Source organism: Microbacterium sp. 22179 (assembly GCF_052045715.1).
GTDB classification, from domain to species: Bacteria; Actinomycetota; Actinomycetes; order Actinomycetales; family Microbacteriaceae; genus Microbacterium; species Microbacterium galbinum.
In genome coordinates, this window is the sequence record NZ_JBQEPJ010000004.1 from 31,552 (window position 1) to 47,523 (window position 15,972).

General features: G+C 66.7%; 16 protein-coding genes. 4 read left to right on the plus strand and 12 right to left on the minus strand.

Features of this window, described 5'->3' with window-relative positions; translation table 11 throughout:
* The first annotated feature begins 92 nt into the window (after window positions 1–92).
* The 4 genes from ACTJKK_RS10045 (at window position 93) to trxA (ending at window position 5,320) form a co-directional block, all read left to right on the plus strand.
* The gene (locus ACTJKK_RS10045) at window positions 93–2,249 is read left to right on the plus strand and encodes a DUF6049 family protein (RefSeq protein ID WP_440747883.1); all 2,157 of its coding nucleotides are present in this window, start codon (window positions 93–95) and stop codon (window positions 2,247–2,249) included.
* Window positions 2,246–3,862, plus strand: a complete 1,617-nt coding sequence (gene murJ, locus ACTJKK_RS10050) for a murein biosynthesis integral membrane protein MurJ (protein ID WP_440747884.1) — start codon at window positions 2,246–2,248, stop codon at window positions 3,860–3,862. Before ACTJKK_RS10045 ends, murJ begins: the two co-directional genes overlap by 4 nt.
* 93 nt (window positions 3,863–3,955) lie before the next feature.
* The gene (gene trxB / locus ACTJKK_RS10055; RefSeq protein WP_247633425.1) at window positions 3,956–4,930 is read left to right on the plus strand and encodes a thioredoxin-disulfide reductase; all 975 of its coding nucleotides are present in this window, start codon (window positions 3,956–3,958) and stop codon (window positions 4,928–4,930) included.
* Window positions 4,931–4,996: 66 nt separating this feature from the next.
* Window positions 4,997–5,320, plus strand: a complete 324-nt coding sequence (gene trxA, locus ACTJKK_RS10060) for a thioredoxin (RefSeq protein WP_247957253.1) — start codon at window positions 4,997–4,999, stop codon at window positions 5,318–5,320.
* A gap of 331 nt (window positions 5,321–5,651) precedes the next feature.
* Here trxA and ACTJKK_RS10065 read toward each other — a convergent pair whose 3' ends face one another.
* The 12 genes from ACTJKK_RS10065 to rpmH form a co-directional block, all read right to left on the minus strand.
* Window positions 5,652–6,179, minus strand: a complete 528-nt coding sequence (locus tag ACTJKK_RS10065) for a GrpB family protein (protein ID WP_440747885.1) — start codon at window positions 6,177–6,179, stop codon at window positions 5,652–5,654.
* A gap of 2 nt (window positions 6,180–6,181) precedes the next feature.
* A complete protein-coding gene (locus ACTJKK_RS10070; RefSeq protein WP_247633423.1) occupies window positions 6,182–6,517 on the minus strand; it encodes a tryptophan synthase subunit alpha in 336 nt (111 codons plus the stop codon).
* A gap of 10 nt (window positions 6,518–6,527) precedes the next feature.
* On the minus strand, window positions 6,528–7,976 hold the full coding sequence (locus ACTJKK_RS10075) for a sugar porter family MFS transporter (RefSeq protein WP_336641412.1): 1,449 nt from the start codon (window positions 7,974–7,976) through the stop codon (window positions 6,528–6,530).
* A gap of 146 nt (window positions 7,977–8,122) precedes the next feature.
* Complete coding sequence (locus tag ACTJKK_RS10080) at window positions 8,123–9,100, minus strand: ParB/RepB/Spo0J family partition protein (protein ID WP_440747886.1); 978 nt, start codon at window positions 9,098–9,100, stop codon at window positions 8,123–8,125.
* Window positions 9,100–10,023: a ParA family protein gene (locus ACTJKK_RS10085; RefSeq protein ID WP_404596978.1), complete on the minus strand. Its 924-nt coding sequence runs from the start codon at window positions 10,021–10,023 to the stop codon at window positions 9,100–9,102. The genes ACTJKK_RS10080 and ACTJKK_RS10085 overlap by 1 nt, the downstream gene beginning before the upstream one ends.
* A 2,075-nt stretch (window positions 10,024–12,098) precedes the next feature.
* Window positions 12,099–12,542: a GNAT family N-acetyltransferase gene (locus tag ACTJKK_RS10090; protein WP_440747887.1), complete on the minus strand. Its 444-nt coding sequence runs from the start codon at window positions 12,540–12,542 to the stop codon at window positions 12,099–12,101.
* 128 nt (window positions 12,543–12,670) lie between these two features.
* Window positions 12,671–13,297 carry a 16S rRNA (guanine(527)-N(7))-methyltransferase RsmG gene (gene rsmG / locus ACTJKK_RS10095; protein ID WP_440747888.1) on the minus strand — a complete coding sequence of 209 codons (627 nt, stop codon included), beginning with the start codon at window positions 13,295–13,297 and terminating at the stop codon, window positions 12,671–12,673.
* A 31-nt stretch (window positions 13,298–13,328) separates the two neighbouring features.
* Entirely contained in the window at window positions 13,329–13,820 is a 492-nt protein-coding gene (locus tag ACTJKK_RS10100) for a Jag family protein (RefSeq protein WP_440747889.1), read from the minus strand.
* Window positions 13,820–14,884 carry a membrane protein insertase YidC gene (yidC, locus tag ACTJKK_RS10105; RefSeq protein ID WP_440747890.1) on the minus strand — a complete coding sequence of 355 codons (1,065 nt, stop codon included), beginning with the start codon at window positions 14,882–14,884 and terminating at the stop codon, window positions 13,820–13,822. Before yidC ends, ACTJKK_RS10100 begins: the two co-directional genes overlap by 1 nt.
* A 3-nt stretch (window positions 14,885–14,887) precedes the next feature.
* Window positions 14,888–15,238 (minus strand): membrane protein insertion efficiency factor YidD, encoded by a 351-nt coding sequence (yidD, locus tag ACTJKK_RS10110; protein ID WP_247624055.1) that lies wholly within the window; start codon window positions 15,236–15,238, stop codon window positions 14,888–14,890.
* Complete coding sequence (gene rnpA / locus ACTJKK_RS10115; RefSeq protein ID WP_247624054.1) at window positions 15,235–15,582, minus strand: ribonuclease P protein component; 348 nt, start codon at window positions 15,580–15,582, stop codon at window positions 15,235–15,237. Before rnpA ends, yidD begins: the two co-directional genes overlap by 4 nt.
* Window positions 15,583–15,588: 6 nt before the next feature.
* The gene (rpmH, locus tag ACTJKK_RS10120) at window positions 15,589–15,726 is read right to left on the minus strand and encodes a 50S ribosomal protein L34 (RefSeq protein WP_013584598.1); all 138 of its coding nucleotides are present in this window, start codon (window positions 15,724–15,726) and stop codon (window positions 15,589–15,591) included.
* Between the last annotated feature and the right edge of the window lie 246 nt (window positions 15,727–15,972).

The window sequence follows — 15,972 nt, forward strand, 5'->3', positions numbered from 1 at the left end:
GTCTTCAGGGTTCTCCTCCGGCGCGCCTTCTAGAATCACAAGGTCAGTACTCACGATTCCGCCCTCTTCCCGGGCGTTCGAGGAAGACCTTCATGACCGCGAGCACCCCCGACAGACGCCTCCGTGCGCGTCTTCGGCGACTCACGAGCGCGGCGGCCGCGTTCGCCCTCGCGGTCGGTCTCGGCGCGGTCGCGTCTCCGGCGATGGCGGCCGACGGCGACGACGAGACGACGGATGCGGGCATCGTCGAGCTCTCCGTCGCGATCGGCTCGCACGGCAGGATCACCCCCGGTGCGTCGGCCACGGCATCCCTCTCGCTGCAGAACGACACCGACGCGCGCCTGTCGGCCGGTACCGTCACCGTCGAGATCAACCGCACTCCGCTCTCCGACGGCACGGCCGTCTCGACCTGGCTCGACGAGACCTCGGCGCCCGGGGAGTTCGAGACGCTCGGATCGAAGGCGACGGATGCCGTCGAGGCGGGCGGCTCCGATCGCGTCGCGGTCGACATTCCGCCGGAGTCCCTCGCCGAGCTCGCCCCCGGCGTCTATCCGATCCGGGCGGGACTGAGCGGAGCGAGCACCGGCACGGTGGGCAGCGATGACTTCGTGTCGCGCAACGTCTCGGCCGACAGCGTGCTCGTCGTGACCGCGGATGCCGTGCAGGTCGGCGTGATCGTGCCCATCACCGCGACTCCTGCCGACGGCGTGCTGCTCACGGCCGACGAGCTCGCCGAGCTCACGGCGGCCGACGGGGCACTCACGGCCGCTCTCGACGGCGTCTCGGGCACGGCGGCCGTGATCGCCATCGACCCCGCGATCGTCGCGGCGATCCGGGTGCTCGGCACCTCGGCGCCGGCGAACGCGACCGATTGGCTCGAGCGCTTCGACGATCTCCCCAACGAGCGCTTCGCCCTGCGGTTCGGCGACGCCGATGCGACGGTGCAGGCGCAGGCGCAGCTGCCGGAGCTGCTGCAGCCCACGACCCTCGCGCCCTTCGTGAACCCCCTGAACTTCCCGAGCACCCCGGCGACGGCCACGCCGACCCCCGGCACCTCCACGCCGTCTCCGACGCCCGCCGCGACCGACGCGCCCGTGCTGCCCGACGACGAGACGCTCACGACCATCGACGACGCCATCGAGGGAATCGTCTGGCCGCTGGCGGGCGCCCGCTCCGAAGACCTCGCGACGTTCACCTCTTACTTCGGCGGTGAGGTCACGACGATCGTCTCGTCGTCGGCGACGGATGCCGTCGACACCGCGCACGCGACGACCGATGGGCACGACCTTCTCGTCGTCGACGAGGCGATCTCCGCCGCGATCTCCGGTGCCGCGGGCGAATCGGCTTCGGGTGCCCGGCAGCGCTGGCTCGCCGCAGCGAGTGCACAGCTCTACTTCGCCGGACAGGCGGCGCCGCAGGGCCCGCTCCTGGTCGGCCTCGACCGCGACGAGACCCGAGACGCCGCAGCCCTTCGTGAGGCGATCGCCGCGGTCGACTCCCCCGGCTTCGACCTGTCGTCGGTGCGCTCGGCTCCTGCCGCGGGCGTCGCTCTCACCGGCGCCGTCGACGACCTCCGCGTCAGCGCTCTCCAGAACATGCTGGTCGACGAGGGCACACTCGCCACCTTCGCGACGATCCTCGACGACCCGCAGGTGCTGCTCAGCCGAGAGCGCATTCGCGTGCTGCGCGAGATCGCGGTCGGCGTGCCCGAGACGAAGTTCAGCACCAACGTCGCCGTGCACCGTGCGGCGACGAACGACACGCTCCACGCCGTCAGCATCCCCCCGTCGAGCACGATCCAGCTGCTCAGCGCCAACGCCGATCTCCCGTTCAGCGTGCGCAACGACCTGCCGTGGCCGGTCAATCTGCGCCTGACGGTCGCGCCCACCGACCCCCGCCTCGAGGTGCAGGGCAGCAACGACGTCGTCGTGCAGGCGAACTCCAGCGCCCGGGTCAAGGTTCCCGTCTCTGCCCGCGTCGGCAGCGGCGAGCTCGATCTGCGCCTGAACCTCTACAGCCCCACCGGCGCACTGATCGACGGCCCGCAGACGGTGCGCGTCGCGGTGCGCGCCGAGTGGGAGACGATCGGTCTCGTCATCTTCGGCGGTCTCGCCGTGCTGCTGATCGTCGGCGGTGTGATCCGCACGGTGCTCCGTCGACGTCGGGAATCCGCGGTCGAGGGTGGCGAAGCGGATGCCGCGGCGGATGCTGACGCCCTCGACGAATCCGGAGAGAAAGAAACCACGTGAGCAGTCTCGGGCGCGCGAGCGCGATCATCGGCGCCGGTACCCTCGTCTCCCGCATCACGGGGCTGCTGCGCAGCATCGTGCTCGTCGGGGTACTCGGATCGGTTGCCTCCGAGGCGGCGGACGCCTTCACCTACGCGAACCAGCTGCCGAACAGCGTCTTCTCCCTGATCTCGGTCGGCATCCTCACCGCGGTGATCGTCCCTCAGATCGTGAAGGCCACCGCGGATGCCGACGGCGGCAACGCCTTCATCTCGAAGCTGTTCACCCTGGGCACCGTCGTGCTCGTGGTCGTAACCGCGATCGCGACCGCGGCCGCGCCCTGGCTCGTGCACCTGGTGGCCGGCAAGGCGAACGACGACGTGCTCGCGCTGGCGACCGCTCTCGCCTACTGGTGCCTGCCGCAGATCCTGCTCTACGGCCTGTACGCGATGCTGGGCGAGGCGCTCAACGCGCGCAAGATCTTCGGTCCCTTCACGTGGGCCCCCGTCGTCAACAACATCGTCTCGATCGCCGGCTTCCTCGCGCTCGGCGCCCTCTTCGGCCCGGTCTCCACCCAGGCCGCCGACTGGACGCCCGAGATGATCACCGTGCTCGGCGGCACCGCCACGCTCGGCATCGCGCTGCAGGCCCTCGTGCTGCTCGTGTTCTGGCGCCGCACGGGACTCGCCGTCAAGCCCGACTTCCGCTGGCGCGGTGTCGGTCTCGGCAACGTCGGTCGACTCGCCGGGTGGACGTTCCTCATGGCCTTCGCGAGTCTCGCGGCCGGTATGTACCAGGGATACATCGTCAGCGAGGCTTCGGGCCTCGGAGCCTCGGCGAACGTCACGGCCAACGCCTGGCTCATCTTCATGCTCCCCTACTCGGTGATCGTGCTCTCGATCGGCACCCCGTACTTCACGCAGATCAGCGCGCACGCGGCGGCCGGACGAGACGAGGAGGTGCGCGCGGACATCGCGCAGAGCATCCGCACCCTGCTGTTCTTCATCGTCGCCGCCACCGCCGCCGTCGCCGCGGCCGCGATCCCCGCCTCCCGCGTCTTCACCGACAACGCCGACGACGCCCAGGCGGCCGCCCTCGTGCTGATCGCCTACCTGTTCGGCCTCATCCCGCTCACGATCCTGTTCATCGTGCAGCGCACCTTCTACGCCTACGACGACACCCGCACGCCGTTCTGGTTCACGATCTTCCAGTGCGTGCTCATCGTCGGCACGGCCCTCGGGGCTCTCGGCCTGCGTGAGGCGGGCATCATCCCGCTGACCTCGCTCGCCGCCGCCGTCGCCCTCGGCCAGTCGATCGCGAGCATCGTGCAGACGATCGTCGCCACCTGGCTGCTGCACCGCAAGATCGGCGGCCTGCAGATCCGCTCCTGGATGGCCGCGATCGGCCGCTTCGCCCTCGCCGGCATCCCCGCGGGCTTCGCCGGATGGGGCGCCTTGGTGCTGCTGGGTGGCGTCGACGGCTGGACGATGGCCGACAAGTTCCAGGGCGCCCTCGGTACCGCGATCGTCGGACTCGTCGTCGTGGTCGTCTACCTCGGCATCCTCGCCCTGCTCCGCGCTCCCGAACTGAAGGCCGCCGGAGCCCTCGCCCGTCGCTTCCTGCCCGGTCGCTGAGCGTCTCCCGTCGCGGGAATGCCGCGCGGTTACCATGGGTTGAAGCTTTCGGACATCATTCGATGGCATTGCAGTTCTCACAGGGAGCATTTCATGCGTCAGGTCGTCATCATCGGCTCCGGCCCCGCCGGTTTCACCGCCGCCATCTACGCGGCGCGCGCGAACCTCGAGCCGTTGCTCATCGCGAGCTCGGTCGAGGTCGGCGGTGAGTTGATGAACACCACAGAGGTCGAGAACTACCCCGGCTTCCCCGATGGCATCCAGGGCCCCGAGCTCATGGCCAAATTCCAGGAGCAGGCCGAGAAGTTCGGCACCGAGGTCGTCTACGACGACGTCGCGTCGCTCGAGCTCGACGGACCGGTCAAGAAGGTCACCCTCGGCAGCGGCACGGTGCACGAGACCCAGACCCTCATCTACGCGACGGGCTCGGCGTACCGCAAGCTCGGCATCGAGGGCGAAGAGCGCCTCTCCGGCTACGGCGTCTCGTGGTGCGCCACCTGCGACGGCTTCTTCTTCCGCGAGAAGACGATCGCGGTCGTCGGCGGCGGCGACTCGGCGATGGAAGAGGCCACGTTCCTCACCCGCTTCGCCGACAAGGTCTACGTGATCCACCGCAAGGACACCCTCCGCGCGTCGAAGATCATGCAGGAGCGCGCCTTCGCGAACGAGAAGATCGAGTTCATCTGGAACAGCGAAGTCGCCGAGATCCTCGGCAAGGACTCGGTCGAGGGCGTGCAGCTGCGCTCCACCGAAGATGGCACGCTGCGCGACCTGCCCCTCGACGGTCTCTTCGTCGCGATCGGCAACGACCCGCGCACGCACCTCGTGCACGACAAGCTGAAGCTCACCGCCGAAGGCACGATCTGGGTCGACGGCCGCTCCTCGGTCACCTCGGTTCCCGGTGTCTTCGCCGCCGGCGACGTGATCGACCCCACCTACCGTCAGGCCATCACGGCTGCCGGTTCCGGAACGGTCGCCGCCCTCGACGCCGAGCACTTCCTCGCCGACCTCGAAGACGCCTCCGTCGAGTTCCCGGCCGCCGAAGCGGCCGAGATCATCACCGCCTGACCTGCGGGAACACTTTTCCCCGGTCGGCTGTTGTATCCGACGAACCTCGAACAAGGAGAAACTCTGATGAGTGCACAGGCTACGAGCCAGGCGACCTGGGAGCAGGACGTACTGCAGGCCGAAGGTCCCGTTCTCGTGGACTTCTGGGCCGAATGGTGCGGACCGTGTCGTATGGTCGCCCCGGTCCTGGACCAGATCCAGGCCGACAACCCCGACAAGATCACCATCCTCAAGCTCAACGTCGACGAGAACCCCGAGCTGGCGATGAAGTACCAGATCACGTCGATCCCGGCGATGAAGGTGTTCCAGGGCGGTGAGGTCAAGACGACCATCATCGGCGCGAAGCCGAAGCCGGCCCTCGAGAAGGACCTCGCGGCCTTCATCGGCTGAGTCTGAGAAGTTTCGGGCCGTCGTCTCCTTCGGGAGGCGGCGGCCTTTTCTGTTCTACGGATGCTCTCGGTGACGGGCTCCGGGATGTTCCCCTCTCTCGCAGAACGGGGACCCTCCCGCTTCGCGGGCCCCTCCCGATGCTCGTTCGGGGAACATCCCTGCGCCCTGCGGACGGACGATGGGGTGTTTTGTAGCTGGTCGCAGCGTCTCGCTTCGCTCGACGGACTGCGCCCGATCAACGCCCCCGGTCCCTGAGCGAGGAGCGCAGCGACGAGACGAAGGGCCCACCACGCAACAGCTGGGTCCCTGAGCCCGTCGAAGGGCCCCCCGGCTACTTGTCCGACACCTCGACCCGCGGCAACCCACGGGCTGTGCGCGCGCGATCCACGATCTCCTGGATCACCGGGGTCTTCGCGGCGCTGTAGCTCGAGGTGCCACGGGCAGCAGCGGCCACGGCATCGCACTTCGCGTGCCGGTAGCGATCGGCATCCGCGGGGTGCTCGAGCAGCCAGTCCCGCAGGATCCTCTGGTTCACGGCATCCCAGTCCGCCACGGTGAAGAAGTGCGCGATGTGCGTGCGCACGCCGTCCCTCTCGCGGAGCATCACCGGGTGACTGCGCACCGCGCTCCCCCGCCGCCAGCCCGACCTCTCGAGCGCACTCCGGTGCATCTCGAAGTCCGCGGCATCCGCGACGCGCACCGCGAGGTCGATGATGGGCTTCGCGCGCATGCCGGGGATCGCGGTCGAGCCGATGTGCTCGATGACCCAGTCCGGGTCGCCGTGCGAACGCAGCTGAGCGGCGGCAGCCGCGAACTGCTCGGGCCACGACGGGTCGTAGGCGACGAGCGTCCGCGGCATCGTCAGGAGGCGTCCGCGACCGTCGGGTCCCACCGGCGGTAGCGCTGCTTGTCGTCGAGCAGGCCCCACACGGCCGGCGTCAGCTCCGGGTACTCGAGGGCGATCTGCCGCAGCACCCGGTAGTGCCGGGCTTCGTTCGGCCGCACGCCGTCGTTCGCGCTGATGTTGTCGGCGCGCAGCAGGTAGACGACGAGCTCATCGATGCTCGGGAGCTCCTCCATGAACTCCCACGGATCCTCCCCGCCCAGCAACCGCTCCTGCACGATCACGGCGAGTTCGTCGGATGCCTCGGCACGCAGTACTTCCAGGCTGGCGCGACGGGGGACGGACTCGCTCATGCCTTCCAGCCTACGCGCGTGTGCGACGGGGTCGGCGCTCGACCTTCACATCCTCGCTCATGTCCTCGAGCTCCTTGCCCTTGGTCTCGGCGACCTTGAAGTACACGAAGAAGAACGACAGCAGTGCGAAGAACGCGTAGAAACCGTAGGCGAACGGCAGGCCGATGTTGGCGAACGCGGGGAACGTCGTCGAGATGAAGAAGTTCGCCGCCCACTGCGCCGCCGCCGCGACCGCGAGGGCGCCCGCGCGGATCGAGTTCGGGAACATCTCGCCCAGCAGCACCCACACGAGCGGGCCCCAGGTGGCCCCGAAGAACACGACGAACGCATTGGCGCAGATCAGCGCCACGGTCGACCAGGGCTCGGGCAGCGTGACGGCACCGGCGGAATCGAGGGTTCCGAACGAGAACGCGAGAGCCATGAGGCCGAGAGAGATCGTCATGCCCACCGATCCGACGAGCAGCATGATGCGGCGGCCGACCTTGTCGACGAGCAGGATCGCGACGATCGTGACCACGATGTTCGTGACGGAGGTGATCACCGTGATCAGCAGCGCCTCGGACTCACCGAAGCCGACCGACTGCCACAGCGTCGTCGAGTAGTAGAAGATGACGTTGATGCCGACGAACTGCTGGAAGACCGACAGCAGGATGCCGACCCAGACGATCGGCTTGAGGCCGAAGCGGTTGCCGCGCAGGTCGCGCAGGGATTCCTTCTTCTCCGTGTCGATCGTGCCGGTGATCTCGGAGATCTTGGCCTTCACGTCGACCGTGCCCGTGACGGTCGTGAGTACCTCGGATGCCTTCTCGATGTCGCCCTTGCGCACGAGATAGCGCGGGGATTCGGGGAGTTTCAGCGCCATGATGCCGTAGACGATCGCCGGGATCGCCTCCGCGATGAACATCCATCGCCAGGCGTACAGCCCCCAGAGCGACTCGGCAGCCCCGCCGGCGACCTCGGCGAGCAGGGCGTCGGACAACAGGGCGACGAAGATACCGCTCACGATCGCGAGCTGCTGCAGCGAGCCGAGTCGACCGCGCATGCTGGCGGGAGAGACTTCGGCGATGTACGCCGGCGCGATGACGGATGCCGCGCCGACACCCAGGCCACCGACGATGCGCCAGATGATCAGGTCGACGACGCTGAAGGCCAGACCGGAACCGATCGACGACACCAGGAAGAGGACCGCAGCCGCGACCATGATGGGGATGCGTCCGTACCGGTTCGCCAGCGGACCGGCGAACCACGCGCCGACCGCACAACCGATGAGAGCCGACGAGACGGCGAAGCCCTTGAGGCCGGCGCCCAGGTCGAAGCCCGACTGGTTGCCGGCGAGAGCATCCACCGCGCCGTTGATGACCGCTGTGTCGAATCCGAAGAGGAATCCGCCGAGGGCCGCGGCGATGCTGATCGCGATCACCTTCCCCTTGATGCCGGATCCGGATGCTGTCGCTGACATGTTGCCCTCCCATGGGTCGTCCTCAGCGAGTCTAGAACCCCGGAGAATCTCGCGGCGGTGCTTGACATCGAGGGCCGTTGACGAGAAAAACGCCCGACTCCCCGTGATTCAGGGGGTCGGACGCGATTCTCTGCGGTGGATCCGGCTCAGTTGCCGTAGCTCTCCTCTCCGAGCTCACCGAGGATGCGATTGAGATCCTGGATCGAAGCGAAATCGATCGTGACCTGGCCTTTGCGCGAACCGAGGGAGATCTTGACCCGCGTGTTGAGGCGATCCCCGAGCTTGCCGGCGACCTCGTCGAGGTAGGCGCGGCGCGCTCCCGGCGTCGCCTTCGTCGTCTTGGTGCCACTGCTCCACTGCGTCTTCGCGGCCTCCTCGGTCGCGCGCACCGAGAGGTCTTCGTTCACGACCTTGTCGGCGAGGCGCTGCATCGATTCGGGCGTCTCGAGGCTGAGGATCGCGCGAGCGTGGCCCGCGGTCAGCACGCCGGCCGCGACACGCTGCTGCACGGGCACCGGCAGCTTGAGCAGACGGATCGTGTTGCTGATCTGAGGGCGGGAACGACCGATGCGCGTCGCGAGTTCCTCCTGCGTGATGCCGAAGTCCTCGAGCAGCTGCTGGTAGGCGGACGCCTCTTCCAGAGGGTTGAGCTCGGAACGGTGGAGGTTCTCGAGCAGCGCGTCGCGCAGGAGATCCTCATCGGCGGTCTCGCGCACGATCGCGGGGATGGCGGTGAGGCCGGCCTCCCGAGCGGCGCGCGTGCGCCGCTCCCCCATGATCAGCTCGTAGTCGCCCTCGGAGTTGGTGCGCACGACGACGGGCTGCAGCACGCCGAACTCCCGCACGCTGTGCACCAGCTCGGCGAGATCATCGGCGTCGAAGTGGGTGCGCGGCTGGCGCGGGTTGGCGACGATCTTGTTCGGGTCGACCTGAACGAGATGGATTCCCGGCACGACGGTGAGGTCGACGGCATCCGCATCCTCGGCGGGTGCCTCGGCCGTGGTCGTCGACTCCGACGGACGGATGCTCGCGCCGGGGAAGAACACGTCGACCGGACGCTCCGTCTGGTCGGCCGTGGGGATGAGTGCGCCGATTCCGCGGCCCAGACCAGTGCGCTTCGCCATCATTTCTCCTTGCTCTGCGCCGCACGCGACGCGATTTCGACAGCGGCCTCACGGTACGCGATCGCGCCGGCGGACTGACCGTCGTAGGCGATCACCGTCTGGCCGAAACTCGGGGCTTCCGACACGCGCACCGACCGCGGGATCATCGTCTCGAGCACCTGCTCGGGGAAATGACCGCGCACCTCTTCGGCCACCTGCTGCGCCAGGCGGGTACGGCCGTCGTACATCGTCAACAGGATCGTCGAGAGGTGCAGACCCGGGTTCAGGTGCTTCTGGATCATCTGGATGCTGCCGAGAAGTTGGCTCAGACCCTCCAGCGCGTAGTACTCGCACTGAATGGGAATGAACACCTCGGATGCCGCGGTGAACGCATTGATCGTGAGGAGACCGAGCGACGGCGGGCAGTCGATGATCACGAAGTCCATCGGCGTGCTCTTGAGGTACTCGTCGAGTGCTGTGCGCAGTCGATGCTCGCGTGCTACCTGCGCCACGAGCTCGATCTCGGCGCCGGCGAGGTGAATCGTGCTCGGCGCGCAGAAGAGGTTCTCGTCCTCGGGGCTCTGCTGAACGATCTCCGCGAGGGGCGTGCCCTCGATCAGGACGTCGTAGATGCTCGCGGTCTCCGCATTGTGCGGGACTCCGAGCGCCGTCGACGCATTTCCCTGCGGATCGAGGTCGATCACGAGGACCTTCGCCCCCAGTCCGGCGAGGGCCGAAGCTACGTTCACCGCGGTCGTGGTCTTACCGACCCCACCCTTCTGGTTGGAGACCGTCATCACCCGCGTCTCTCCGGAGAAATCCACCTTCGTGGACTCCAGAGCACGACGTCGAGCTGACAGGTCGGCGAGCTCCCGCGCGAGCGGTGTATCCATCCCGAATGATTCACTCGGGGATGCCTTTTCGGACTGTTTCACGTGAAACATCCACTCCTTTCGGGGCCGCGTTCCACTCTAATCGCTTGGACCGACGTCGGAACGCCGAGGGTGGAGTTCTTCGGGCTGTCGAGGGTTGTATCTCGGGTTCCCTGGGTGTTCTCTGGGGTGTGGGGTGCAGTGGTCCCTGGGGGTGTGGAGGTGAAGCGCTCCCTTCGTTCGCAGAACGGGGACCCTCCCGCTTCGCGGGCCCCTCCCGATGCTCACTCCCGGGAGTACTTCACCTCCACACGGCTCCTTTGCCTCAACCAAGGGTGGTTGGTGTCCGTATCCTTCTCAGCGTTTCACGTGAAACATGTCGGCTCCAGAGGGAGCGTCGAGAGGCGTAGGTCTGGTCTCCGCGTTGCAGCCTGCGCGATGTGCCGCGCCTGCGTCTCTATGAGTACGCGACCTCGCAACCAGAGCCGGCTGCCATCGACGTGACCTCTGCCAGGCGCGTGCCGGACCTTGGCCGTACGGCCCGGCTGGCCTCCTGTGGCCGCAGACGGATACTCACTGGAGGACGACTCCGCAGGTTCCTGACTGCTCAGAGTCGCACAGGCGCACTGTTAGCCGCCGCGGCTGAATGCACGTTTCACGTGAAACACAGGGGGATGAGTGTCTAGCGGGCCCGGGGTGGGCGAAACCCACGGTCCCTGAGCGAGCGAAGCGAGACGAAGGACCGCCAGCGAGGAACAGTCAGCTACGCACCCCCGCGCAGTACCTCCCTCTCCCCCCTCCCCTCGCCACGCTCCCCGCTTCTCTCGCCACGTGCTCCGCACTCCTCGCCACGTTCCCCGCGCTCCTCGCCAATCCTCGGCCGCCGTCTCGGCGATGAGGAATCGTATGATTCACGTGAAACAAGTTCAGATGGGCCCAAGCTGCCGCGCTTCAAGCTTTTGATCATCACCGACTGCTTCCGCCGAACGGAAGTGGGGCACTCCCCCAGAAGGCAGCGCTATCCCGCAACGCGGCGCCCGCCCCACCCCATCCCGCCCCGTCCCGTCCGCCCGTGCCGTACCGCCGCCCCGCCGCCTCCCGCCGTGCCCTTCCCCGCGTCCCCCGCGTCCCCCCGGTGTCCCCCCTCATCCCGCTTCGCCTCGCTGCGTCTTGCTTTGAGCGATCCCGCTTCGCGTCATCCCGCTTTGCCTCGCCTCGCATCCCAATGCCTCGTTTCTTGCCGGCTTGCCGCGTTTCTTTCCGGTTCACCGAGCTCTCCTACGAGGGGAGGGGCGGGAGCGCGAAGTGGCGCGGCGCAAGGCGATGGGAAGCAAGGCGAAGGTCTGAAACGAGCGCCACCGGTCCCCGCACCTCCCCCACACTCCGTCCACTGGTCGTCGCTATCCCGGCCGCATCAGCACATGTTTCACGTGGAACATCGCCCTAAGAGTCCCCAGGACGGCGCACCGCGGAACAACAGGTGATGTGGACTGCAGAGGCAACTAGGTGCTCCAGGACCCAACGTCGCGCGAACCGCGGGCCGGCGATCCCCGCTATCACTGCGCGAGCGGACCACATGAACAAGAAGAAGCGAACGAAGTCACAAGCGAGGGAGAGACCACCACTGCGTACCAGCTACGTCGAACCCTCTGATCGGGCTCTCTATAGAGATGTTTCACGTGAAACAGAGCCACCCGACACCAGCAGCCGCTCAGCGCACTCGCGCTCCGCTCGCTGCTGCACCAGATTGAGCGACCTTAGTGCGCTCCCTCACCTGAGCATCGTCACGAGCTCGCGAGGCAGCAACTCCTCAAGCACTCCTCAAACGAGCGAGAAGTACTCAAGAGCCGCAACCCAACCGACCACCCCTGCCACTCCCAACGTCTTCGCAGCGGAGACGACGATCTTCATCGAGAACGATGTTTCACGTGAAACACCGATGACCAGAGGCCGTCAGCGCCCGGTCCTCCCTGCTCGCACAGGCCTACAAGCCACTGTGTGGAGGGGGCGTACTCCCGGGAGTGAGCATCGGGAGGGGCCCGCGAAGCGGGAGGGTCCCCGCTCTGCGAGCGAAGGGAGTACGCCGCCTCCACACCCACAAGAAACGCACGAAAGCAGTCACCGGTGTTTCACGTGAAACAGCAGAACTACGAGGACTCCACTCCCCCACGAACCATGAAGACGTCCACGGCATCCTCCCTCTCGAGCCTGAACCCATGACGCTCGTAGAGGCGCCGAGCGGCACTCCCCTGCAGCACGTTCAGGCGGAAGGGAAGCCCGGTGCCATGCTTCTCGAGGAGGTGAGTGAGCACCGCAGTCCCCACACCCTTGCCCTGCACGTTCGGTTCCAGATAGAAGTGCTCGATCCATACGGCATCCGACTCCTCGCGAACGGCAACAGATCCTACGTCGTGCCCGTCGAGGACGATGACCCAGGTGTTCTCCGCCACGAAGGCCCTCAGGAAGCGTTCACGCACCCAACTCGAGTCATACCTGTCGAGGCGCTCGAGATCCGGACGCATGACCACGGCGCGCAGCTCGGCCATCCACGCCGCATCGGCCAGCGTGCTCGTGCGCAACGTCCAGTCCATGTCCATACCCTCCCGACCGCGAACGGCCCGATCCCAAGCGAATCCGAGCAACGTTTCACGTGAAACATCGTCGACCTCCGGCCTGAGCATCCCTAAACGATGCGACGTTTCACGTGAAACATCCGCACTCAGGCGCGTACGACGGCCCGGATGACGCGGGTGATCTCCGGGAGAACTCCCTCACCGAGCACCTCGACCCGCACGTCGCTGAGCTTGTACTTCTTGATCTGCTTCTGCGCGGCATCGATCTCGTTCGCCGCGTTCATCCCCTTGAGGAGAGTCACCTCTCCCCCATCGCGCACGAGCGGGGCAGTGAGAGGAAGCAATGTGCGCAGAGCGCTGACGGCACGCGCGGTGACCACGTCGAAGGCGCCGGGTCGACCCACATCCTCGGCACGAGCGCGCAGGATCTCCACGTTCTCGAGGCCGAGCTCGTCGACCTGCTCGGTCAGCCACGTCACGCGTCGTTCCATGGGCTCGATGAGGGTCCAGTGCACATCCGGTCGGGCGATCGCCAGCACCAGCCCCGGAAGTCCCGCGCCAGAGCCGATGTCGGCGACTCGGCCGTGGAACAGAGGTGCCGCGATCGCACTGTTCAGAATGTGACGCGTCCACAGTCGCGGCAATTCCAACGGGCCGATCAGACCACGCTGCTCTCCCTCACGGGCGAGCGCGTCGGTGAAGGCACGTGCGGTGTCGATCCGATCACCGAACAGCGTGGCCGCAACGGCCGGTTCTGCCTCGAGCCCACTCATGCCGAGCACATCCGACATCGATCGTTCGATGTCAGCGACGGCGCAGAACCGTGTGACGGTCCGCACCCTCGCCGTACGACTCGGAGACGAGTCCGCGTTCCGCCGCGATGTCATGCACGAGCTTCCGCTCGTAGCTGGACATCGAGGGCAGCGACGCCTGAGACGCACCCTCGTCGAGCTTCGCTGCAGCGGCATCCACCAGCGTCTCGAGCTGACGACGACGCGCGTCGCGCGAACCGCCGATGTCGAGGATGAGGCGGGAGAATGATCCGGTCTTGCTCTGCACGGCGAGGCGCGTGAGCTCCTGCAATGCCTGAACCGTGTCGGGAGCCGACAGGAGGGTGAGCCCGTCGCCCTCCGCCTCGACCGAGACGTACGCACGTCCCTGACGAACATCGAGATTCAGGTCGCCGTCGATGTCGGCGATGTCGAGCAGTTCTTCGAGGTAGTCCGCGGCGATGTCGCCCTCGTTCTCGAGCTCGGCCACCGTGGGCTCGACGTTCTCGGTCACGCTCTCGCTCATCAGGAGCCCTTCTTCTTCGCGCGCTTCTTGCCCACCGGCTGCTGACGCTTCGGGGCTTCGGCCTTGGCCTTCTCCGCCTCATCGAACAGACGCTTCTGCTCGGCCTCGTAAGCGGCCATCGGAACGACCTTGCCCGACGAATCGATCGCCTTGCCCTTGCGAGCGAGCCGCTCCTCGCGCGCCTTGGCTGCTTCGGATCCGGGCGTCGGCATCTCGCGGATGACGAGGAACTGCTGCCCCATCGTCCACAGGTTCGAGATGAACCAGTACACGACGACGCCGAGCGGGAAGAAGATACCCGAGAAGATGAAGCCCAGCGGGAGCACGTAGAGCATGATCTTCTGCATCTGGTACGCCTGGCCCGTCTTGGCCTCGGGCGACAGGTTCTTCGAGATGATCTGCAGCTGGGTGAAGAACTGCGAACCGATCATGAGCACGACGAGCGTGACCAGGATGATGATCGCCGTGGTGTTACCGGCGTCGATCGCGTTGCCGAGCGTCTCATGCAGCGAGGCGACACCGAAAAGCTTGGCGTCGTAGAACTGCTCGGTGAGCTCGGCGTTGAGCAGGCCCACACCGCCGATACCGGCCGCGTGGTGCTTGGTGACATCGCTGAGCACGCTGAAGAGCGAGAAGAAGACCGGCATCTGCACGAGGAGCGGGAGACAGCTCGACATCGGCGTCGTGCCGTGCTTCTTGTACAGCGCCATGGTCTCGCGACTCATGGCCTCACGGCTGAGCTGGTCGCGCTTGCCCTTGTACTTCTCCTGGACTTTCCGCAGTTCAGGAGCGATTTCCATCATCTTTCGCTGGCTCTTGATCTGCTTCACGAAGAGCGGGATCAGAGCAGCACGCACCACGATGACGAGACCGACGATCGACAGGACCCAGGTGATGCCCGACGCTGCCGGCAGGCCGACGGCGGTCAACAGCCAGTGCCAGGCGACGAGCACCAGCTCGACCAGCCACTTGAGCGGCCAGAGGATGGTTCCGATCAGATCGAAACCTCCGGAGGAGGGGGCCGGCGACGGTGAGACGCTGGCGAGCAGAAGGTCGAGACCCACCGGTCAGTCCTTTCGAGCGGGAACGACGAAACCATGGGCGGTCAGGTCGTGGCGGAAGTGTTCGTGCGGTTTCACGTCGTCGACGCCCCCGCGGGTCCAGGGATTGCAACGGAGGATGCGCCATGCCGAGAGCAGTGTTCCCCGCACGGCACCGTGCTGTTGCACCGCACCTACAGCGTAAGCCGAACAGGACGGGTAGTACGCACAGACATCTCCGTACATCGGGGAGATCACCTTGCGGTACCCGGTGAGGAACCCGAGCACGAGATTGCGCGGGATCAACGGGATGCTGCGCATCAGGTCACCCGTGTGCAGGTGTCCCGTCCCGATGGAGGATGCCGGCAGCGCGGTCATCGCGCGTCCGTCGGTGCGAGTCGGGAGAAGCAGCGCTCGACATCAGCCTGGAGCTCGGCGTAGGTCGCGGTCGCGGACGACGGAAGGGCACGGATGACGACATCCGTGCCCTGGGGTACGCGCGACAGCGCTTCGGCGCACACAGCTTTGAGTCGACGCCGGACGGTGTTTCGAACCACCGCCCCGCCGACCTGCTTGCTGATGATGAAGCCGAAACGCGCGGCCCTGCTCTCATCCGTCGTCATCATCGAGGTGATGACGCGCGCCCCGCCACAGCGTGAACCGCGACGAACGACCAACCGGTAGTCGCTCCCGCGGGTCAGCCGATAGGCGCGGGCGAGCACAGCGGATTACGCGGAGAGCTCGGTGCGGCCCTTCGCACGACGCGCGGCGAGGATGCCACGACCCGCACGGGTACGCATACGGGCGCGGAAGCCGTGCTTCTTGGCGCGACGACGGTTGTTGGGCTGGAAGGTGCGCTTGCTCATAAGATCACTCCGGGAATGCTGCCACCGGATTCACTGCGACCGGAGACAATTTTGGGAACTGCCGAAAAGGCATAAGTCAACCGACTAAGGGTACGTCGCGGCGGCGCACAGAGCAAATCTGCGCGCTTCGCCGCGGTGGGTCGGTGAGTACCGCACAGCCATTATCCACAACCTCGAACGCCGGGCGTGGCACAACACGCGCGTTGATTTTCCAGGGCAGGTTGCCGTTCCCGGCTGCGATGACTA

Excerpts from the sequence above, each read along its gene's own strand:
- ACTJKK_RS10045 (WP_440747883.1), top strand. The coding sequence starts at position 93 with ATGACCGCGAGCACCCCCGACAGACGCCTCCGTGCGCGTCTTCGGCGA.
- trxB (WP_247633425.1), top strand. The coding sequence starts at position 3,956 with ATGCGTCAGGTCGTCATCATCGGCTCCGGCCCCGCCGGTTTCACCGCC.
- trxA (WP_247957253.1), top strand. The coding sequence starts at position 4,997 with ATGAGTGCACAGGCTACGAGCCAGGCGACCTGGGAGCAGGACGTACTG.
- ACTJKK_RS10065 (WP_440747885.1), bottom strand. The coding sequence starts at position 6,179 with ATGCCGCGGACGCTCGTCGCCTACGACCCGTCGTGGCCCGAGCAGTTC.
- ACTJKK_RS10070 (WP_247633423.1), bottom strand. The coding sequence starts at position 6,517 with ATGAGCGAGTCCGTCCCCCGTCGCGCCAGCCTGGAAGTACTGCGTGCC.
- ACTJKK_RS10075 (WP_336641412.1), bottom strand. The coding sequence starts at position 7,976 with ATGTCAGCGACAGCATCCGGATCCGGCATCAAGGGGAAGGTGATCGCG.
- ACTJKK_RS10080 (WP_440747886.1), bottom strand. The coding sequence starts at position 9,100 with ATGGCGAAGCGCACTGGTCTGGGCCGCGGAATCGGCGCACTCATCCCC.
- ACTJKK_RS10085 (WP_404596978.1), bottom strand. The coding sequence starts at position 10,023 with ATGTTTCACGTGAAACAGTCCGAAAAGGCATCCCCGAGTGAATCATTC.
- ACTJKK_RS10090 (WP_440747887.1), bottom strand. The coding sequence starts at position 12,542 with ATGGACTGGACGTTGCGCACGAGCACGCTGGCCGATGCGGCGTGGATG.
- rsmG (WP_440747888.1), bottom strand. The coding sequence starts at position 13,297 with ATGAGTGGGCTCGAGGCAGAACCGGCCGTTGCGGCCACGCTGTTCGGT.
- ACTJKK_RS10100 (WP_440747889.1), bottom strand. The coding sequence starts at position 13,820 with ATGAGCGAGAGCGTGACCGAGAACGTCGAGCCCACGGTGGCCGAGCTC.
- yidD (WP_247624055.1), bottom strand. The coding sequence starts at position 15,238 with ATGACCGCGCTGCCGGCATCCTCCATCGGGACGGGACACCTGCACACG.
- rpmH (WP_013584598.1), bottom strand. The coding sequence starts at position 15,726 with ATGAGCAAGCGCACCTTCCAGCCCAACAACCGTCGTCGCGCCAAGAAG.